The organism is Cupriavidus sp. FW306-01-F10A (assembly GCF_058782785.1).
In genome coordinates this window covers 188,097-207,274 of the sequence record NZ_JBYSYA010000011.1, presented here as the reverse complement: position 1 = coordinate 207,274, position 19,178 = coordinate 188,097, and the positions used below count along the sequence as shown (strand labels likewise).

Genomic DNA, 19,178 nt, shown 5'->3' with positions numbered 1-19,178 from the left:
GGCGGGTGCGGGCGGCGCGCTGCGCGCCGGCTTGACCGCGCCCGGCGACTCGGCGTGGTGCAGCCAGATCTCGCCCGGCTGCGGCGGGGATTCACGCGTGCGGCGCGGCGGTTGCCAGGCGGGCTGGCGGCGCGCCGAAACCGCTTCGAAGCTGCGATGGCGCGTGGCGGGCGCGGTCCAGCCGGGGTTGCCTGCCGCCGGCGCATCGCGGCGCTCTGCCTCGCGCATCGGCTGGGTGGCAGCAAAGGAAACCGGCGGCTCTTCCGGCGCCGCGTCAGGCGCGGCGGCGCGGCGCGGCTTGCGCGAAAACAGCCTGCGCCAGGTTTCACCGAACACCATCGGCGCGGCCAGCGCCAGTACGCCCAGCATCAACAGCAAGGCACCGGTCCAGCCGAACAGGTTGCCCATCATGCCGGCCAGTGCGCGACCAGCCGAACCGCCGGCGCTCGAGTCCGGATCGCTGCCACTGGTCAGTGCTTCCAGGCTGGCGCTCGCGCACAGCACGGTGAGCGTGCCAAGCCAGACGCGCAATGAGCCGGGCCCTGCCAGCCGGCGCTCGCCGGCGAGCCAGCGCGTCACCAGCCGCCAGACCAGCGGCACTATCCAGAAAGTCGAAAATCCGAACCAGCCAAAACCCATTATCGACATGCCATGTTCAAAACTACGGGCAGCGATTGTAGCGGTTATGGCAGGCGGCGATTGAATCGGAAAGCGCAAATATTCGTAACGCAGCGCGTTTCCGGGGCGATTGCGCTACGATCCCTGTGCGATTCCGGATGCCAGCGGCGCCAGACTTTGCGCCATCCGGTGGTTGGCGCAGCGGCGCCGCGCTACCATGCGGGCAACCCCCAATCGAATTGCATTCCAGGCGGCCCGCCGCCTCCCCCTCCCCCATGCCGATCCGCTACGCCAGGCTGCGCGTTCTTGTCGTCGAAGACCATCCGTTCCAACGCGTCGCGGCCAAGGGCATGCTGCGGCATCTGGGCGTGCAGACCCTGGTCTGCGCTGAAAACGGCACGCAGGCGGCCGAGATCCTTGCACGCGAACCGTTCGACATCGTGTTCTGCGACATCGAAATGCCTGGCGGCAACGGCCCCGAGCTGATTGCCGAGCTGCACCGGCGCGGGCAGCATGCCTTTGCCGGGGCGGCGCCGGTGTGGGTCTGGGTGACGGCGCTGGCGGAGGACATCCTGGATTCAAACCGCGGCCTGGCGCACGCCGCCGGCATCCCGCGCGTGCACGCGCTGCGCAAGCCGCTGTCGCGCGATGCAGTGGAAGAGATCCTGGCCGATGCGCTGGTGCGCCAGCCTGCGGGCGAATCCGCCCCGCCGGCGTGGTCGCCCGACGACGCAGAACTGGTCGCCGCCACCCGCTCGGGCACGGACCTGCTGGTCATGCTGCAGCCCCAGCACGAGATTGCCAGCGGCCGGCTGGCCGGTGCCGAGGCGCTGGTGCGCTGGCGCCATCCCGAACACGGCCTGGTGCAGCCCGACCTCTTTATCCCACGGCTCGAAGCGCTCGACGCGGCCGACCCGGTGTTCTTCTTCGTAACCCGCCAGTGCCTGGCAGCGCAGCAGCGGCTGCGCGCGGCGGGCATCCACATCACGCTGGGCATCAATGCCTCGGCGCAAACCCTGTGCCGGCCCGGTGTGCTGGAGACGTTCGATGCCCTGGTGGCCGCCAGCGGCGTGCCGCGGCAAGCGCTGACGGTGGAGTTGACCGAGGGCTATCCGGTGCCCGATACGCTGGCCCTGTCGGTCGCGCTGAACCGCTTGCGGCTGCTCGGCTACGGCGTGGCGATCGACGATTTCGGCGTTGGCATCGCCACGCTCAAGCTGCTGGCGGACCTGCCTTTCACGCAGCTGAAGCTCGACCGCTCGTTCATTGTCGATGTCGACGGACATGGCCAGCGTGCCGCGATCTGCCGCAACATGATCAACCTGGCGCGCGAGCTGGGCCTGGAGTGCGTGGCCGAAGGCGTCGAGACCGACGCCCAGCGCGCAGCGCTGCTGGCGCTGCGCTGCCCACTGGGCCAGGGCTACCTGTGGTCCGCGCCCAAGCCGGCCGAGGTCTTCGTCGCGGATGCCATCGACCGGGCGGCAGTCACGCCGGCGGCGTGAGCTGGCCCCGAGCCCGCGCTACTGCGCGGCCCGGAACGGATACTTGGCAAAGATCTGCGCCACGGTCTTGTCGATGCGCTGCTGGGCGCTGGCCTTGTCGCTGGTGTCCACGCTGCCCACCGCCACGCCTTCCCAGACCAGCTTCATCTGGCGCCGGTCGACCAGGTCGATGTTGACCGTGCCTTCGGTGTAGGTATAGACGTCGTTGTAGAAGCCGTAGCCCGGCCACGGCGCATACAGCCCGCCGCGATAACCGTAGTAGCCCATCATCGGCGTCGGCGCCGGGCTGACCTGGACCTTCTCCTGCAGCCGGGCATTGAAGTTGACCAGCAAGTCCGGCGACTGCGCCGCATAGCGGTAGCCGCGCGCGGTCAGTTCCCGCTGCACGGCGGACTTGAAGTACTGGGTGGTCAGGCTTTCATAGCCCTGGCGATCGGTGCCGAGATGCTCGACGAAGCCAAAGCTGCGGTAGGCACTGAAGTCAGTGCTGCGGTTGTAGTCGGTCTTGATGTCGGGCACGCTGGCGCAGCCTGACAGGACCAGCGCCGCGGCCACGACCGGAAATAGCTGCCGGAAGGGTTTCACGATACATCTCCATGATGTCCGCGGCAGCGCGCACATGCAGCCATGCCGCCACGCGCAAGCGCCACCGGCGCCGGAACGCCGGCGCACCGTACGCCATCTGACCCGATGGGCTAATTCAGCTTGCCATTGATGCCGCCCACGCTGAACCGGCCCGCGCCCAGCAGGGCCACCGCCAGCGCCGCGGCCAGGAACATCCCTTGCAACTCAAGCGCCCAGCCGCCGGTATCGGACAGCATGCCGAGCTGCTTGGTATGCACCAGCGCCACCGCAAACAGCATGTTGATGGCAACGATCAGCGCCGCCAGCCGGCTCCACAGCCCGATGATCAGCAGGATCGGGGCCACTACTTCCCCAATGTAGACGCCGTAGGCCAGCCATGCCGGCAAGCCGGCGTCGGCGACCACCTTCCCCACAAAGCCCATGCCGGACGCACCGGTCAGCTTGGCGATGCCGTGCATCAGGATCAACACGCCAAGCACGATGCGCAGCAGCGCCTTGCCCAAGTCCTGGGAACCCTGAGAGCCACCCATGGCCGTTCTCCTTGCCGTTGTCTGTCGAGTTGGTTGTCGAAGCCAAGCGCCTTTACCCTCACGCGCAAGGTTCGCCCCTGTACCTTAGTGCGAGGCGGCGTGAAGGTAAAGCCGCAAATACGAGACTGCCTGCTGGCCGGGATGCGACCGGCACACCACCTCGCCAATCCCGCCATGCCGTATCCGGGAGGCCTGCGCTACACCAGCCGGTGCATCGCCGGCTGCCGCGGCTCAAGCATGCCGACCTTGGATGCGCATTCGGGCAGGACCTCGCCCAGGAAGTCGAGAAAACGCCGGGTGGCAGGCGTCACGCCCTTGCGGGAGGGGAACACCGCATGCAGCGTGCCGACCGGCATGTCGTACTGCGGCAACACCAGTTCCAGCTCGCCGCTTTCCAGCGCATCGCGGCAATACATCCGCGGCAGCATGGCCACGCCCGCGCCGGCGATCGCCGCCTCGCGCAGCAGCACGAAGTCTTCGGTGACCAGGTGCGGTTCATAGGCAATCTGGATCGAGTCGCTGGTCTTGCAGCGCAGGTTCCAGACATGCTTGCCGTCGTGCGGCGGCTGTCCCACGCCCGGCATGCCGTCCAGCGCCTGCGGTGTGCGCGGGCGGCCGATGCTGTCCAGCAGCGCGGGGCTGGCCACCAGCATCAGCTGGCTTTCACCGAAGGTGCGCACGGCCAGGCTGGAGTCCTCCATGGACTCGCGCACGCGCAGGGCCAGGTCGAAGCCTTCGCCGATCACGTCCACGCGCCGGTTGGTGGTCTCCAGCTCGATGCGCACGGCCGGGTTGGCGCGCATGAAATGGCCGATCGCCGGTGCCAGCAGGATCTGGGCGATGGCGATCGGGCAACTCACGCGCAGCGTGCCGCCGGGCTGCTCGCGCGCCTGCTCGATGACCTCGCGGGCCGCCTTGGCCTCATTGAGCATGGCGCGGCAGCGTTCGTAGAAGGATTCGCCAAGCGGCGTAACGCGCACCTGCCGTGTCGTGCGGCGCAGCAGCTGCACGCCCAGGTCGCGCTCCAACTGGGCGATGCGCCGGCTCAGGCGTGACTTGGGCACGCCTGAGGCGCGGCTGGCCGCGGAAAAACTGCCGTGTTCGACCACCTGGGCAAACAGGGACAAGTCGTTGAGGTCTTGCATGGATGGCTCCGGGATCACCGTGCGGCCGCCAGGCTGGCGTTGCGTCGGTAGAACAATCATTTGCATTTTGCCTCACTACCGATACCAATGGCCAGCCGCTATCTTTCATCCATCGCAACCGCACCCCTTGTGGAGATAGACATGAACATCCTGCAGATCGATTCCAGCGTCCTTGGCGACAACTCCGTTTCGCGCAGCCTGACCGCCAGCGTGGTGGCCGACCTGGTCGCCGCCAACCCGGGCGCCAAGGTCACCGTGCGCGACCTGGACCAGGACGCTCCGGCGCACCTGTCCGGCAACCTGCTGCCCGTGCTGGGCGGCCCGAAGGAAGGCCTGAACGCCGTTCAGGAAGCCGAGCTGCAGCGCACCGAGCAATGGCTGGCCGAATTCCTGGCCGCCGACGTGCTGGTGGTGGGCGTGCCGCAGTACAACTTCAGCATCCCCAGCCAGCTCAAGGCCTGGATCGACCGCATCGCGCAGGCTGGCCGCACCTTCAAGTACACCGAGAACGGCCCGGTGGGCCTGGCCGGCGGCAAGCGCGTGATCGTGGTGTCGTCGCGCGGCGGCGTGCGCCAGGATGCCAATGAGCTGGACCTGCACGAAAAGACCGTCGACATCGTGTTCCGCTTCCTGGGCATCACCGACATCACCTACGTGCGTGCTCACGGCCTGGCCATGGGTCCGCAGTTCCGCGAAGCCGGCCTGGCCAGCGCCCGCACCGAAATCGCGGCACTGAACGACGCCAGCCGCCTGGCCGCCTGAAGTCCTGTGGCCGGCCGGCGCTGCAGGACGGCGCCGGCTCGCCCCGCGGACGGATCGGGTCTATGATGGATCGGGGCGCTACGGCGCCCCGCGTGCCATGGGCGGCGCGCCGGCCCCGGCTATTTGCCCGCGGCTGTCCTGCCGCCTGCAGTCATCGACCGATCCACTCCCGGGAGCCCGCATGACTTCAGCCCTGTTGCCAGCCGCCGCCCTCCATCCGCCGCACGAACCCGCCCTGCTTTCGCAGTATCGCCACGTACGCACCGCCACCGAGACCCTGGTGGCCGACCTGTCCGATGCCGATGCCACCGTGCAGTCCATGGACGACGCCAGCCCGGCAAAATGGCACCTGGCGCACACCACATGGTTCTTCGAGGAATTCGTGCTGGCTGCGCGGATCCCCGATTACGAGCCGGTGGACCCGGACTACCGCTACCTATTCAACTCGTACTACGAAGCGGTCGGCCCGCGCCACCCGCGGCCGCAGCGCGGGCAGCTGACCCGCCCCTCGCTGGACGAGGTGCTGGCCTACCGCGAGGCCGTGGACGAATCGATGCTGACCCTGCTGGGCAGCGCCCAGACCGATGACGAGGCGGCGCTGATCATGCTTGGCCTGCAGCATGAACAGCAGCACCAGGAACTGCTGCTGACCGACATCCTGCATCTGTTCGCGCAGAACCCGCTGCGCCCCGCCTTTGCCCCGGAACTGCCCGAGCCGGTGATCGCCGACCCTCGGCCCGCGCCGGACTGGATCGGCTTTGACGGCGGCCTGGTGGAGATCGGCCACCGCGGCGAGACCTTTGCCTTTGACTGTGAAAGCCCGCGGCACAAGGCCTACCTGGCACCGTTCACGCTGTGCTCGCACCCGGTCAGCAACCGGCAATGGTTTGAATTCATCGAGGATGGCGGCTACCAGACGGCCGGGCTGTGGTTGTCCGACGGCTGGCGCTGGCTGTGCGAGCAAGGCATCCTGGCCCCGCTCTACTGGGAAGAACGCGAAGGCACGTGGTGGCAGATGACGCTGCGCGGGATGCATCCGGTCGACCCGGACAGCCCCGTCACCCACGTCAGCTTCTATGAGGCCGAGGCATTCGCGCGCTGGGCCGAACGCCGGCTGCCGACCGAGGCCGAATGGGAGCACGCGGCGCGCGGCCTGCCCGCCACCGGGAATTTTGTTGAAGGCCGCGCGCTGCGGCCGTTGCCGGACCGGCAGAACACCTCAGGCGTGCTGCGCCAGATGTTCGGCGATGTGTGGGAATGGACCGGCAGCGCCTTCCTGCCGTATCCGGGCTTCCGCCCGAACGCGGGTGCGGTGGGCGAGTACAACGGCAAGTTCATGAGCGGCCAGATGGTGCTGCGCGGCGGGTCGTGCGTCACGCCCGAATCGCATATCCGGGCGACGTACCGCAACTTCTTCTATCCGCACCAGCGCTGGCAGTTCACGGGCGTGCGGCTGGCGGACGACGTCTGACCGCGCTTTAGCGCGGCGCCAGCCAGCGCCACGCCAGCCAGGCCAGCAACACCCACACCAGCACGATGACCACGGCGGCCGCGCGATTGCGCGGCCGTTTTGCATGCGTGGCCTGCCATGCATCGGCCCGGCCGCGGCATTCATCCTTCACTGGCACCGGAATCATCCGCAGAGCCAGCCAGATGCCCAGCGGCACCAGCAGCACGTCATCGACATAGCCCAGCACCGGGATGAAATCGGGGATCAGGTCGATCGGGCTGAAGGCGTAGGCCACCACCAGCGCGGCCAGCAGCCGCGCGCTCCACGGCGTGCCGCGGTGGCGGCTGCAAAACCATAGCGTCAGCAGGCTCGCCTTGAGCCCGCGCGCCCATTGGCGCAGGCGTGCGCCGACGGCCATCGCCGGCATCAGCGCTTACCAGCCCTTGGTCTTGGGCTGCTGCGCCGCGGGTTGCTGCGCCGCGGGCCGCTGCCCGCCCGGCTCGCCGGTGGGCGCCTTCAGCGGCGGCGCCGCCACGATCGGCGTCTGCGGGTACAGCTTCTGCCAGCGCGCCTTCAGGCCCTTGGCGATCTCGGCCTGGTTGTAGCGCTCGGCGAAGTCGATCACGGTCATGCCCTGCTGGTTCTTCAGGCGCATGTCGGCGCCCTCGTCCAGCAGCAGCTTGACGGTCTCGATATGGCCGCCACGCGCGGCCATCATCAGCGGCGTGGTGCCGTTGGGGCTTTCGGCGTCGATATAGGCGGCATGGTCGACCAGGTACTTGACCACGTTGTTGTGGCCATTGGTGGCCGCATAGTGCAGCGGGGTCCAGCCGGTCTTGTTGATCTCGGCCTCCATCTCGTCGACCATCAGCTTGACCATGTCCAGCTCGCCCTGCAGCGCGGCCATCATCAGCGGGGTCTCGCCGGCCGGGTTGGCCTTGTCGAAGTCGATGTCCTTGGCGCGGATCAGCACCGTGGCCGCCTTCAGCGACTTCTCGCGCAGCGCCAGCACCAGCGCCGGGTTGCCGCGGCTGTCCACCAGGTTGGGATCGACGCCCTTGGCCAGCAGCTTCTTGACGGTGTTGGCGTCGTCGAATTCGACGGCCTTGCGCATGTCGTCGGCAGGCGCCGCCTGCGCCAGGGTGGCGGCGGCCAGCGCAAGGGCGCCGGCGGCGCGTCGGGCAAACTTCATGTCAAACATGCGACTCCCTGTCAATGTGCTTGAATAGATTGAAGAAATTTTCCGTCGTCTGCTCCGCAACCTGTTCCACCGGGACCCCGCGCAGCTGCGCGATGAACTCGCCCACATGGCGCACCCAGGCAGGTTCGTTGGTCTTGCCGCGGTATGGCACCGGCGCCAGGTAAGGCGAATCGGTCTCGATCAGCATGCGCTCCAGCGGCACCTTGCGCGCGGTCTCCTGCAGGTCGGCCGCGCTCTTGAAGGTGACGATGCCGGAGAACGAGATTTGGAAACCCTCGTCCAGGGCCTGGCGGGCGACGTCCCAGGTCTCGGTGAAGCAGTGCATCACGCCGCCGGCCTCGCGCGCGTTCTCTTCGCGCATCAGGCGCAGCGTGTCGTCGGCGGACGAGCGGGTATGGATGATCAGCGGCTTGCCGGTCTGGCGCGCGGCGCGGATATGGGTGCGGAAGCGATCGCGCTGCCATTCCATGTCGGCGATGCTGCGGCCGTTCAGGCGGTAGTAGTCCAGCCCGGTCTCGCCGGTGCCGACCACGCGCGGATGGGCGGACAGCTCCACCAGGCGCTCCAGCGTGGGTTCCTCGCCCTCTTCGTAGTCCGGGTGTACGCCGACCGAGGCGTACAGGTTGGGATGCTGCTCGGCCAGCGCCAGCACGCGCGGGAAGTCTTCCAGCGTGACCGAGATGCACAGCGCATGCGTGACCTGGTTGGCGCGCATGTTCTCCAGCAGTTCCGGCAGGCGCGCGGCCAGCTCGGGGAAATCGATATGGCAGTGGGAATCGACAAACATGGGGAATCTCTGTTGGCGGGCGGCTCAGTCCACGCGGCGGCCGACGATGATCAGGTCGCGCTCGACACCGTCGAGCACGGCAACGCGCGGCAGGTCGCCCCAGCGCGTAAAGCCCAGCGACGCGAACAGGCCCAGGCTGGGCGCATTGTGGCCGAAGATAAAGCCGAGCAGCGTGTTCACCCCGACCCTGGGCGCATGGTCGATGGCCTGTTGCAGCAGGTAGCGGCCCAGCCCCTGGCCGCGGCGCTGCGCGTCCAGGTAGATCGACACCTCGGCGGTGGCGCCGTAGGCCGGGCGGCCGTAGAAGTCTGAAAAGCTCATCCAGCCGGCCATGCGGCCGTCGGCATCCTCGCACACCCACAGCGGGCGGCGCCCGGGCTGGTGGGCATCGAACCAGGCCTGGCGTGAAGCCACGGTGACCGGTTCGGTATCGGCGGTGACCATACGCGAGGGCACGGTGCTGTTATAGATGGCAACGATGCCCGGCAGGTCGCGGAGCTCGGCAATGCGAAGTGAAAAATTCATTGAAAATCAAAATGTTGTGATAACAACCTCACAACGTTCATAAAGTTTGCGTGGGGCGCCCGGACTCCAGCATCTTGCCCAGGATCTCCTCCACCGCGCGGCGCAGGTTGCGCCCGTTGTCGTCGTCGGGGAAATGCACGCCGACGCCGGGGGTCTTCATCGGCGTGCCCGCCGGGGTAATCCAGGCCACATGGCCCGCGATCTGGTATTTCTGCGGCCGGTCCAGCAGCGACAGCACCAGGAACACCTGCTCGCCCAGCCGGAACGGCCGGTTCGACGGCACGAAAATGCCGCCGCGCGCCAGGAACGGCATATAGGCCGCATACAGCCCGGCCTGGTCCTTGATCGACAAGGACAGCACATTGGGACGCGATGCCGCCCCGCTGCCGGTTGGCGCAGCGGGCGGTGCGCCGGCGACTGCTGTGTTCATGGTTGACCCCCTGAATGACGGTGCTGCTTGTTGTTATGGCTTTTTTTGACTGCCAGGCGTACTACCGGAACAGCTGGCGGTATTCCAGGAATACCGCTTCCATCACCAGCCGGGCCGCCAGCGGATGGTTCTCGCTGCGGCGATGCGCGCTCAACCGGCTGGCAAAGGCCTGCAGGCGGCGCGCGTCGGTGGCCCCGGCGCAGCGCGCCAGCACGGCCCGTTCCTTGGGCAGGTACCGCGGCGTGGCGCTGCCGTCCAGGCGCAGCGTCAGGAGATCGTACGTCCAGCGCTGGAGGATGCCAAGCACGGCAGGCACCGGCAGCTTCTGCAGTTGCTCGGCCGCCGCAGCGGCGTCGAAGGCGGCGGCGGCGCCCAGCTGGCCGACCAGCCAGCGCTGCAGCGGCTGCTCCTCGGCCTCGGCCGCATGCAGCGCGGTCAGCGGCGAACCGCCGGCCAGCGCCAGCTGGGCCTCGGCATCGGCCACGCCCTGGCCGCGCAGCCAGGCCAGCGCTGCCTCCGGCGTCGGGCGCTGGGCCGAGAACTGGCGGCAGCGCGACAGGATGGTCGGCAGGATGCGGTCGAGGCGGTCGGTCACCAGCAGGAACACGGTGGACGGCGGCGGCTCTTCCAGCGTCTTCAGCAGTGCGTTGGCGCCCTCGGTCTGCAGCGCATCGAGCGGATACACCACCACCACGCGCAGCCCGGCCCGGTGCGTGCCCACGCCCACGGCCTCGATCAGTGCGCGCACCTGCTCCATGCGGATGATCTTGCTGGGCGCCTTCTTCTTGCCGCCCTCGTCGGTCTCGGCCTCGGCCGCGGCGTCCAGCGCCTCGGGCCGCACCACGGTGAAGTCCGGGTGGTTGCCCTGGCTGAACCAGTGGCAGGCGGCGCACTGGCCACAGGGCTGGCCGTCCGGCAGCGGCGCCTCGCACAACAGCCCCTGCGCGAAATGCAGGGCCAGGTCGCGCTTGCCGATGCCTTGCTGGCCATGGATCAGCAAGGCATGCGGCAGCCGTTCACGCAGCGCGCCAAGCCTTTGCCAGTCTTCCTTCTGCCAGGGATATAGCATGTGAATCAGTAGGTTGGTGATCTAACTTCAAGTTTTACCTGTGATAGCCCCGTCATTGCAGCTTCCACAATGGCGCAGCACTCATGTCTATCACGCCAGGCATATATCGGCCAGAAATCAGACAGTTGCGATGATTTTTTCAAGTTCATCGCGAATGTCAGCAATGCTGCGGGTGGCGTCGATCACCCGGAAGCGCTGCGGCGACTGGGCCGCGCGGCGCAGGTATTCATCGCGGGTGCGCTGGAAGAACGCGCGCGACTCGGATTCGAACTTGTCAGGCGCGCGCGCGCCGGCCAGGCGCTCGCTGGCGGTTTCCAGCGGCACGTCGAAGAGCAGCGTCAGGTCCGGCTGCAGGCTGCCCTGCACCCAGTCTTCCAGCACTTCCAGGCGCTCGGTGGCCAGGCCCCTGCCCCCGCCCTGGTAGGCGAAGGTGGCGTCGGTGAAGCGGTCGGAAATCACCCACTTGCCGCGCTCCAGCGCGGGGGCGATGACCTCGGCGATATGCTCGCGCCGGGCCGCGAACATCAGCAGCGCCTCGGTTTCCAGGTGCATCTTGCGATGCAGCAGGATCTGGCGCAGGTCTTCGCCCAGCGACGTGCCGCCGGGCTCGCGGGTGGTGACGACACCGGCAATATCGCTGCGTGCGCGCAGGCGGTCGGCGACCCAGTCGATATGGGTGCTCTTGCCGGCGCCGTCGATGCCTTCAAACGTAATGAATTTTCCGCGCATGGAATGCCTATTTGCCGCGCTGGTACTTGTCGACCGCGCGGTTGTGTTCGGGAAGCGAGTTGGAGAAATGGCTGCTGCCGTCGCCGCGGGCGACGAAGTACAGTGCGTCGGATGGCGCCGGCGTGGTGGCCGCCGCCAGCGAGGCCAGCCCCGGCAGCGCAATCGGCGTGGGCGGCAGGCCGGTGCGGGTGTACGTATTGTACGGGGTGTCGGCCAGCAGGTCGCGCTTGCGCAGGTCGCCGTCGAAGCCATCGCCCAGGCCGTAGATCACGGTCGGGTCGGTCTGCAGCATCATGTTCTTGCGCAGCCGGTTGATGAACACGGCGGCGATCATCGGGCGTTCGGTGGCCTGGCCGGTTTCTTTCTCGACGATCGACGCCATCACCAGGGCCTCGTACGGGGTCTTGTACGGCAGGTCGGGCGAGCGTGCGTTCCAGGCCTCGTTCAGGCGCCGCTGCATGGCACGGTAGGCGTGCTTGTACAGGTCGATATCGCTGCTGCCGCGCGCGAACAGGTAGGTGTCCGGGAAGAACATGCCTTCGGGCGAGGTCTCGGCCGCGCCGATTGCCTTCATCAGGTCCGCATCGGACATGTCCCGGGTGTCGTGCCGCAGCGCCGGGCTGGCGTCCACGGCGGCGCGCATCTTGCGGAATTCCCAGCCCTCGATCACCGTGACCACATAGTGGGTGACCTCGCCGCGCGCCAGCTTGCCGATGATCGACAGCGGCGTGGCGCCGGTCACGAATTCATAGCCGCCTGCCTTCAGGTCAGGGCCGTGGCCGGTCAGGCGCACCAGCAGCAGGAACAGCCGCGGGTCCATGCCGACGCCGCCGCGCTGGATCTGGCGGCCGACGCTGGCGACGCCGGAATTGGGCTTGATCACCACTTCCACGGGTGACTTGCTGAGGGGCAGCGGGTGATTGGCCCACCACGCGAACGCGCCCGCGGCCGCCAGCGCGAACACCAGGATGGCCAGGCCAAGACTAAGGAAAAATCGTTTCATGTATCAGGAATAGGGGCGGCTGGCCGGATTCGTCGGAAGGCTTGCGCACCACCGCTTGCCGCCACGTGCTGCCGGCGCCGGCCGAAAATCTCATAGCCCCATATAATAACCGGCAGCCTCGCACCGACCATGCGCCGCGGCGCGGGCGCCGCTTGCCGGCCCGCCCGGCACGGCGCACGACCGGTGCCTTCCCTCTCCCGAATTGCCTCAACGATTGCCACGCAATGCCAGTGATGAATGCCCAAGCCCAGGAACTCGCCGCAACCCTTGAAGCCTTGAGCGGCAGCGGCATCGTCTGCAGCCCGGCCGGGCTCGGCCTGGTCCGTGTGGCCGGCGACGATGCCGGCAGCTTCCTGCACACCCAGCTGACCAATGCGGTCGAAGACCTGAAGGCCGGCGCGGCCCGCCTGGCGGGCTATTGCTCGCCCAAGGGGCGCCTGCTCGCCACCTTCCTGATGTGGCGCGATGCCGGAGGCATCGTGCTGCAGCTGTCGGCCGACATCCAGGCCCCGGTGCAGAAGCGCCTGTCGATGTTCGTGCTGCGCTCCAAGGCCAAATTGTCAGACATCACCCCCACCCATGCGGTCCTCGGCCTCGCCGGGGCCGGCGCTGCCAAAGCCCTGGCCGCTGCCGGCCTGCCCGTGCCGGAGGTCGCCTTTGCCGTGGCCGAAGCCGACGGCATCACCGTGATCCGCCTGCCGGATGGCGCGGGCCAGCCGCGCTGGCAGCTGGTGCTGCCGGCCGAGCGCGCCGAGGCGGTGCGCGCGGCACTTGCCGCCACGCTGCAGGGCGCGTCGCCCGCGCTGTGGGACTGGCTGGAAGTGCAGTCGGGCCTGCCCCGCATCGTCGCGGCCACGCAAGAGCAGTTCGTGCCGCAGATGATCAATTTCGAACTGGTGGGCGGGGTCAATTTCCGCAAGGGCTGCTATCCCGGCCAGGAAATCGTGGCGCGCAGCCAGTACCGCGGCACGCTCAAGCGCCGCATGTGGCTGGTGCAGGGTGAAGGCGAAGTGCCGGCGCCCGCGGCTGAAATCTACCGTCCGGAAGATCCGGGCCAGCCGTGCGGCATGATCGTCAACGCCGCACCGGCGCCCCAGGGCGGCTGGGCCGGGCTGGCCGAGCTGAAGATCGATGCCGCCGCCAGCGCGCTGCGCCTGGGCAGCGCCGAGGGCGCGGCAGTAGCCACCGCCACCCTGCCCTACGAGGTGCCGCTGGGCGAGTCCGCCCAGGCCGCTGGCTGAAACCCACAGGACCTGCCATGAGCGATCACCTCTACGTCTATTTCCGCGTCCCGGAAGCCGTTGCCGCCGAGGCGCTGCCGCACTGGCACCGCTGGATGGAGACGGTCGCCGAAGCAACCGGAATTGGTGGTACGCTGATGCGCAGGCCGGAAACCCGCGCCGGCGTGCAGACCTGGATGGAGTGCTATGCCGACGTGCCGCCCGCGTTCGATGCCACGCTGGAAGGCCTGTGGCGGCAGAGCGGGCTGGACCAATGGGTCGATGGCGAGCGGCGGGCCGAGCACTTTGTCGACCTGGACGTGTTGTAGGCGTCCAGGCTGCCGTTGGACTGAAGTACGCCGGGTGCCACTGCAGCGACCCCGGCGGCAAAGGAAGCAAAGCGATGTGTCTGATCCTGGTTGCCTGGCAATCCCACCCGGACTATGCCCTGGTCGTCGCCGGCAACCGCGATGAATTCTATGTCCGCCCCGCGGCGGCCGCGCACTGGTGGCAGGATGCGCCGCAGGTGCTGGCCGGGCGCGACCTGGCGGAAGTCATCGGCGAGCCCGGCACCTGGATGGGCGTCAACGCCGACGGCCGCTTCGCCGCACTGACCAACTACCGCGCCCCGTCCGAAAAACGCACCGACGCGCGCTCGCGCGGCGAGCTGGTGGCCGGCTTCCTGCGCGGACGCGAGGCACCGTTCGACTACCTGGACGGCCTCGCCGGCGAAGACGGCCGCTACAACGGCTTCAACCTGCTGGCGAGCGACCTGCGTGAACTCTGGTGGTACAGCAACCGCGCCGCCTCGCGCCAGCCGCAACGGCTGCGCCCGGGCCTGTACGGCCTGTCCAACGCCCTGCTCGACACGCCCTGGCCCAAGGTGCGCAGCCGCGTGGGCGCGCTGGCCGAAGTGCTGGCCGCCGACAGCGGCCAGGCCAACGCCAGCGCCGAGCCCTACCTGCAAATGCTCGCCGACGCGCGCCAGGCGGCGGATTTCGAACTGCCTGCCACGGGCGTGGCGCCGGAATGGGAAAAGCTGCTGTCGTCGGCCTTCATCCGCTCGCCGCTGTACGGCACGCGCGCCAGCACGGTGCTGCGCGTGCGCCACGATGGCCGTTTCGACCTGAGCGAGCGCAGCTTCGACGCCGACGGGCGCATCGGCGACGTCAACTTCCACGGCAAGCTGAACCTGCAACGCGACACCGGCATCGTGCCCGCGCCGCGCTGAGGCCCGCTGGAACCGAGGATTCCGGCGCTCAGCCGGCCAGCCGCTTGCGCATCTCCACGTGCGGGATGCCCGCCTCTTCGAATTCCGGCCCCACCTGCGCAAAGCCCACGCGCGCATAGAATGGCGCCGCGTGCGTCTGCGCATTGAGCACCAGTTCCGGGTACCCGAGCTGCTCCGCCTTCTCCATCAGCGCTTCTAATACCAGCGCCCCGACGCCGGTGCCGCGCGCGGTTTTCAGCACGGCCATGCGGCCGATATGGCCATCCGGCAGCAGCCGTCCGGTGGCGACCGGCGTGCCATCCCCGGCCAGCGCCAGCGCGTGCCAGCTCGGCTCGTCCCACTCATCCCATTCCAGTTCCACCGGCACGCCCTGCTCTTCGACGAAGACGGTGTAGCGGATGGCGCGCGCGCGTTCGCGGGCTTCGGACCAGGGGCAGATCAGGACGGTGACTGGCATGGCGGTGCAATCAGGCTGGTTGAATGGCAGGGCCCGAAATCCGGGCGGGCGCTCATGATACGCCTGTGGTGCGGGGCGTGCATATCGCACCAAAGTGGATCAAAGACGGCATTTTCCGCACCAGACTAGGGTTTGCCCGGGGAGGCATTGCCTTAGCAAATTTGTATGATGACCTTATTACCAAATGACCCGGAGACTTCCGTGTTCCAGAAAGTCCCAGCCCGCGCCCTGACCGACAACGTCGCCGAACAGTTGCTGGACAAGATCCAGAGCGGCGCCTTTGCCCGCGGCGCCAAGCTGCCGACCGAGGCGGTGCTGTCCGAGGAATTCGGCGTCAGCCGCACGGTGGTGCGCGAAGCCATCTCCCGGCTCAAGTACGAAGGCGTGGTGGAGTCGCGCCAGGGCAGCGGCGTGTTCGTGACGCTGCAGGCCGGCATCCGGCCGCTGCGCATCGACTACACCGAAACCGGCACGCTGGAATCGGTGCTGCAGATCGTCGAGCTGCGCCGCGCGATCGAGGCCGAGGTGGCCGCGCAGGCCGCCCGCCGCCGCACCGATGCGTCGATGGCAGCCATCGACGCCGCACTGGCCCGGCTCGACGAAGAGGTAGCGCAAGGCGGCGACGGCGTGGCCGAGGACGTGGCCTTCCACCGCGCCATCGCCGAAGCCACCGGCAACCCGTATTTCCTGAAGACGCTGGCCTTCCTCAGCCAGTACCTGGAAGCGGCCACGCGCGTGACCCGCACCAACGAGGCGCGCCGCGCGGACTTTTCGCGCCAGGTGCGTGAAGAACACCAGGCCATCGTCGCCGCCATCCGCGCCGGCGACCCGCTGGCCGCGCGCAATGCCGCGCAGAACCACATGTACAACGCCGCGCACCGGCTGGCCCAGCTGGGTGCGGACGAGAGCGGCGAAGCGCACGGCGCCACCAACTGACGCGCGCGCAAGCCCGAACCATCGAATCATCCGTATCTGTTTCAGGAGTCCCTTCATGTCCAGGAATATCGGCGTCATCGGCCTTGGTGCCATGGGCTTTGGTGTCGCGCAGTCGCTGCTGCGTGCCGGCTTCAACGTGCACGCGTGCGACCTGCGCCCCGAAGTGCTGCAGCGCTTTGCCGATGCCGGCGGCGTGCCGTGCGCCTCGCCCGCCGAGCTGGGCAGCCGCTGCGACGTGGTGCTGACGCTGGTGGTCAATGCGCAGCAGACCGAGGCCGTGCTGTTCGGCGCCAACGGTGCCGCGGCCGCGATGCAGCCGGGCAAGCTGGTGATCGCCAGCGCCACCGTGCCGCCGGGCTTTGCCGAGGCGCTGGGCCGCCGGCTGGCTGAACAAGGCCTGCTGATGCTGGACGCACCGGTCTCCGGCGGCGCCGCGCGCGCCGCCAGCGGCGAAATGACCATGATGACCTCCGGCCCCGCCGAAGCCTATGCGCTGGCCGAGGGCGTGCTGGCCGCCATCGCCGGCAAGGTGTACCGCCTGGGCGCCGCGCATGGCGCGGGCTCCAAGGTCAAGATCATCAACCAGCTGCTGGCCGGCGTGCATATCGCCGCGGCCGCCGAAGCGATGGCGCTGGGCCTGCGCGAAGGCGTGGACCCCGATGCGCTCTATGACGTGATCACGCACAGCGCGGGCAACTCGTGGATGTTCGAGAACCGCGTGCCCCATATCCTGAAGGGCGACTACACGCCGCTGTCGGCGGTCGACATCTTCGTCAAGGACCTGGGCATGGTGCTCGACACCGCGCGCAACAGCAAATTCCCGCTGCCGCTGTCTGCGGCCGCGCACCAGATGTTCATGATGGCCTCCACCGCCGGCCATGGCGGCGAGGACGACTCGGCCGTGATCAAGATCTTCCCGGGCATCGAACTGCCGGGCAAGGCTGAATAAGAGGGAAGCGAAGATGACCGCAGGCACCCTCACCCATCGCCCGCTGTTGGGCTGCATCGCCGACGATTTCACCGGCGCCACCGACCTCGCCAACACGCTGGTGCGCAATGGCATGCGCACCGTGCAGACCATCGGCCTGCCCGACGTGGCCGCCGTGCAGGACATTGGCGAAGCCGATGCGCTGGTGGTGGCGCTCAAGTCCCGCACCATCCCGGCCGTCGAGGCCGTGGCCCAGTCGCTGGCCGCGCTGCAATGGCTGCGCGCGCAGGGCTGCCGCCAGTTCGTGTTCAAGTACTGCTCCACCTTCGACTCGACCGATGCCGGCAACATCGGCCCGGTGGCCGAGGCGCTGCTGGCGGCGCTGGACAGCGACTTCGCCATCGCCTGCCCGGCCTTCCCCGAAAACGGCCGCACCATCTTCCGCGGCCACCTGTTCGTGGGCGATACGCTGCTCAATGAATCGGGCATGGAGCACCATCCGCTGACGCCGATGACCGATGCCAGCCTGGTGCGCGTACTGCAGCGCCAGAGCAAGAACAAGGTCGGGCTGTTGCGCTACGACGCGGTGGCGCGCGGCGCGCAGGCCACCGCCGAGCGCATCGCTGCGCTGCGCAGCGACGGCGTGCGCATGGCGATTGCCGATGCGGTGTCCGACGCGGACCTGTTCACGCTGGGCGAGGCCTGCGCCAATCTGCCGCTGATCACCGGCGGCTCCGGCATCGCGCTGGGCCTGCCCGGGAACTTCCGCCGCGCCGGCCTGCTGCCGCTGCGCGGCGACGCCGACGCAGTTCCCGCCATCGACGGCCCAGGCGTGGTGCTGGCCGGCAGCGCCTCGCGCGCGACCAATGGCCAGGTGGCGCGCTGGCTGGAGCAAGGCCGCCCGGCGCTGCGCATCGACCCGCTCGCGCTGGCGCGCGGCGAAGCCGTGGCCGACGCGGCGCTGGCGTTTGCCGCCGGTCATGACGAACCGGTGCTGATCTACGCCACCTCCAGCCCCGACGAAGTCAAGGCCGTGCAGGCCGAACTGGGCGTCGAGCGCGCAGGACACCTGGTCGAACAGTGCCTGGCCACGGTTGCCGCCGGGCTGCTGGCACGCGGCACGCGCCGCTTCGTGGTGGCCGGCGGCGAAACCTCCGGCGCGGTGGTGCAGGCGCTGGGCGTGCGCGCCTTGCGTATCGGCGCGCAGATTGCACCGGGCGTGCCGGCCACCGTCACGCTGGATGCCAAGCCGCTGGCGCTGGCGCTCAAGTCGGGCAACTTCGGCGGCCCGGATTTCTTTGACGAAGCGCTGCGCCAGCTTGGAGGCCACTGATGAGCACCGAAAGCAAGCTGCGCGAAGAGATCTGCCGCATCGGCGCCAGCCTGTACCAGCGCGGCTATACCGTGGGCTCGGCCGGCAATATCAGCGCGCGGCTGGACGACGGCTGGCTGATCACGCCGACCGATGCCTGCCTGGGGATGATGGACCCGGCCGCGGTCGCCAAGGTGGCCACCGATGGCAGCTGGGTCTCCGGCGACAAGCCGTCCAAGACGCTGACGCTGCATCGCGCGATCTACGACAACAACCGCGAGGCGCACGCCGTGGTGCATACGCACTCGACGCACCTCGTGGCCCTGACGCTGGCCGGTGTCTGGCAACCGGACGACGTACTGCCGCCGCTCACGCCCTACTACGTGATGAAGGTCGGCCATATCCCGCTGATTCCCTACCATCGCCCCGGCGATCCGGCCGTGGCCGCGCGCGTGGCCACGCTGGCCGCGCAGGTGCGTGGCGTGCTGCTGGAGCGCCTTGGCCCGGTGGTGTGGGAATCCAGCGTCTCGCGCGCCGCGTTCGCGCTGGAAGAACTGGAGGAAACCGCCAAGCTATGGATGACGATGAAAGACTCGCCGGGCTTCGCCGCCCGCGCGGCGCTGCCCGACGGCGCACTGGCTGAGCTGCGCGACGCCTTCCAGGCGCGCTGGTAACAACCGCTTTTCCCCGATAAACGACGGCTTCACCCGGCGCGGTTGCCTTGCGGCCACCGTGCGGGGGACGCGCATGCCTGCAGT

Annotated in this window: 23 protein-coding genes; 10 read left to right on the top strand and 13 right to left on the bottom strand. The window is 68.5% G+C overall.

Annotation, left to right across the window (positions count from 1 at the left end; genetic code table 11):
- Positions 1-639: DNA translocase FtsK 4TM domain-containing protein (locus tag AC3WLF_RS18025; RefSeq protein WP_492358577.1), on the bottom strand; the 639-nt coding region annotated here is incomplete at its 3' end.
- Between the two features lie 254 nt (positions 640-893).
- Between AC3WLF_RS18025 and AC3WLF_RS18020 the strand changes: the two genes are divergently transcribed.
- Complete coding sequence (locus AC3WLF_RS18020) at positions 894-2,120, top strand: EAL domain-containing response regulator (protein WP_492320193.1); 1,227 nt, start codon at positions 894-896, stop codon at positions 2,118-2,120.
- A gap of 18 nt (positions 2,121-2,138) precedes the next feature.
- Here AC3WLF_RS18020 and AC3WLF_RS18015 read toward each other — a convergent pair whose 3' ends face one another.
- From AC3WLF_RS18015 to AC3WLF_RS18005, 3 genes are all read right to left on the bottom strand, one after another.
- Positions 2,139-2,705 carry a DUF4136 domain-containing protein gene (locus AC3WLF_RS18015; RefSeq protein WP_010809992.1) on the bottom strand — a complete coding sequence of 189 codons (567 nt, stop codon included), beginning with the start codon at positions 2,703-2,705 and terminating at the stop codon, positions 2,139-2,141.
- 110 nt (positions 2,706-2,815) lie between these two features.
- On the bottom strand, positions 2,816-3,235 hold the full coding sequence (locus tag AC3WLF_RS18010) for a DoxX family protein (RefSeq protein WP_492320192.1): 420 nt from the start codon (positions 3,233-3,235) through the stop codon (positions 2,816-2,818).
- A gap of 197 nt (positions 3,236-3,432) precedes the next feature.
- Positions 3,433-4,380 (bottom strand): LysR family transcriptional regulator, encoded by a 948-nt coding sequence (locus AC3WLF_RS18005; protein ID WP_492320191.1) that lies wholly within the window; start codon positions 4,378-4,380, stop codon positions 3,433-3,435.
- Positions 4,381-4,521: 141 nt separating this feature from the next.
- On the opposite strand from AC3WLF_RS18005, the gene AC3WLF_RS18000 reads away from it, so the two are divergent.
- Together AC3WLF_RS18000 and egtB are read left to right on the top strand one after the other, a co-directional pair.
- The gene (locus AC3WLF_RS18000) at positions 4,522-5,142 is read left to right on the top strand and encodes an FMN-dependent NADH-azoreductase (protein WP_018315412.1); all 621 of its coding nucleotides are present in this window, start codon (positions 4,522-4,524) and stop codon (positions 5,140-5,142) included.
- Positions 5,143-5,323: 181 nt separating this feature from the next.
- Positions 5,324-6,613, top strand: a complete 1,290-nt coding sequence (egtB, locus tag AC3WLF_RS17995) for an ergothioneine biosynthesis protein EgtB (RefSeq protein ID WP_492320190.1) — start codon at positions 5,324-5,326, stop codon at positions 6,611-6,613.
- 7 nt (positions 6,614-6,620) lie between these two features.
- Here the strand turns inward: egtB and AC3WLF_RS17990 are convergent, their stop codons facing one another.
- The 8 genes from AC3WLF_RS17990 to mltG all read right to left on the bottom strand — a co-directional run bounded on the left by AC3WLF_RS17990 (position 6,621) and on the right by mltG (position 12,336).
- Positions 6,621-7,010, bottom strand: a complete 390-nt coding sequence (locus tag AC3WLF_RS17990; protein WP_492358576.1) for a YkvA family protein — start codon at positions 7,008-7,010, stop codon at positions 6,621-6,623.
- 15 nt (positions 7,011-7,025) lie between these two features.
- Entirely contained in the window at positions 7,026-7,793 is a 768-nt protein-coding gene (locus AC3WLF_RS17985; RefSeq protein WP_492320189.1) for an ankyrin repeat domain-containing protein, read from the bottom strand.
- Positions 7,786-8,580: a TatD family hydrolase gene (locus AC3WLF_RS17980; RefSeq protein ID WP_492358575.1), complete on the bottom strand. Its 795-nt coding sequence runs from the start codon at positions 8,578-8,580 to the stop codon at positions 7,786-7,788. Before AC3WLF_RS17980 ends, AC3WLF_RS17985 begins: the two co-directional genes overlap by 8 nt.
- A 24-nt stretch (positions 8,581-8,604) precedes the next feature.
- Positions 8,605-9,105 carry a GNAT family N-acetyltransferase gene (locus tag AC3WLF_RS17975; RefSeq protein ID WP_492320187.1) on the bottom strand — a complete coding sequence of 167 codons (501 nt, stop codon included), beginning with the start codon at positions 9,103-9,105 and terminating at the stop codon, positions 8,605-8,607.
- A gap of 37 nt (positions 9,106-9,142) precedes the next feature.
- Positions 9,143-9,535, bottom strand: a complete 393-nt coding sequence (locus tag AC3WLF_RS17970; RefSeq protein WP_010810001.1) for a PilZ domain-containing protein — start codon at positions 9,533-9,535, stop codon at positions 9,143-9,145.
- 61 nt (positions 9,536-9,596) lie between these two features.
- Positions 9,597-10,604, bottom strand: a complete 1,008-nt coding sequence (locus AC3WLF_RS17965; protein ID WP_492320186.1) for a DNA polymerase III subunit delta' — start codon at positions 10,602-10,604, stop codon at positions 9,597-9,599.
- Positions 10,605-10,721: 117 nt separating this feature from the next.
- A complete protein-coding gene (gene tmk, locus AC3WLF_RS17960; RefSeq protein WP_492320185.1) occupies positions 10,722-11,333 on the bottom strand; it encodes a dTMP kinase in 612 nt (203 codons plus the stop codon).
- 7 nt (positions 11,334-11,340) lie between these two features.
- Complete coding sequence (gene mltG / locus AC3WLF_RS17955; protein WP_492320184.1) at positions 11,341-12,336, bottom strand: endolytic transglycosylase MltG; 996 nt, start codon at positions 12,334-12,336, stop codon at positions 11,341-11,343.
- A 224-nt stretch (positions 12,337-12,560) separates the two neighbouring features.
- Between mltG and ygfZ the strand changes: the two genes are divergently transcribed.
- The 3 genes from ygfZ (at position 12,561) to AC3WLF_RS17940 (ending at position 14,787) form a co-directional block, all read left to right on the top strand.
- Positions 12,561-13,577 carry a CAF17-like 4Fe-4S cluster assembly/insertion protein YgfZ gene (ygfZ, locus tag AC3WLF_RS17950; protein WP_492320183.1) on the top strand — a complete coding sequence of 339 codons (1,017 nt, stop codon included), beginning with the start codon at positions 12,561-12,563 and terminating at the stop codon, positions 13,575-13,577.
- A 17-nt stretch (positions 13,578-13,594) separates the two neighbouring features.
- Positions 13,595-13,885, top strand: coding sequence for a DUF4936 family protein (locus tag AC3WLF_RS17945; protein ID WP_013956564.1), 291 nt, complete (start codon positions 13,595-13,597; stop codon positions 13,883-13,885).
- 74 nt (positions 13,886-13,959) lie between these two features.
- A complete protein-coding gene (locus AC3WLF_RS17940; protein ID WP_492320182.1) occupies positions 13,960-14,787 on the top strand; it encodes an NRDE family protein in 828 nt (275 codons plus the stop codon).
- Positions 14,788-14,815: 28 nt separating this feature from the next.
- On the opposite strand, the gene AC3WLF_RS17935 is transcribed toward AC3WLF_RS17940, so the two are convergent.
- Complete coding sequence (locus AC3WLF_RS17935) at positions 14,816-15,244, bottom strand: GNAT family N-acetyltransferase (protein ID WP_492320181.1); 429 nt, start codon at positions 15,242-15,244, stop codon at positions 14,816-14,818.
- 201 nt (positions 15,245-15,445) lie between these two features.
- Here AC3WLF_RS17935 and AC3WLF_RS17930 point away from each other — a divergent pair, with 201 nt between their 5' ends.
- The 4 genes from AC3WLF_RS17930 to otnC are packed head-to-tail and all read left to right on the top strand — an operon-like array spanning position 15,446 to position 19,094.
- Positions 15,446-16,180 carry a FadR/GntR family transcriptional regulator gene (locus tag AC3WLF_RS17930; protein WP_013956561.1) on the top strand — a complete coding sequence of 245 codons (735 nt, stop codon included), beginning with the start codon at positions 15,446-15,448 and terminating at the stop codon, positions 16,178-16,180.
- Positions 16,181-16,235: 55 nt separating this feature from the next.
- A complete protein-coding gene (gene ltnD / locus AC3WLF_RS17925) occupies positions 16,236-17,129 on the top strand; it encodes an L-threonate dehydrogenase (protein WP_492320180.1) in 894 nt (297 codons plus the stop codon).
- Between the two features lie 13 nt (positions 17,130-17,142).
- Positions 17,143-18,441, top strand: a complete 1,299-nt coding sequence (gene otnK, locus AC3WLF_RS17920; RefSeq protein ID WP_492320179.1) for a 3-oxo-tetronate kinase — start codon at positions 17,143-17,145, stop codon at positions 18,439-18,441.
- Entirely contained in the window at positions 18,441-19,094 is a 654-nt protein-coding gene (gene otnC, locus AC3WLF_RS17915; protein ID WP_492352352.1) for a 3-oxo-tetronate 4-phosphate decarboxylase, read from the top strand. The genes otnK and otnC overlap by 1 nt, the downstream gene beginning before the upstream one ends.
- The last annotated feature ends 84 nt before the right edge of the window (positions 19,095-19,178 follow it).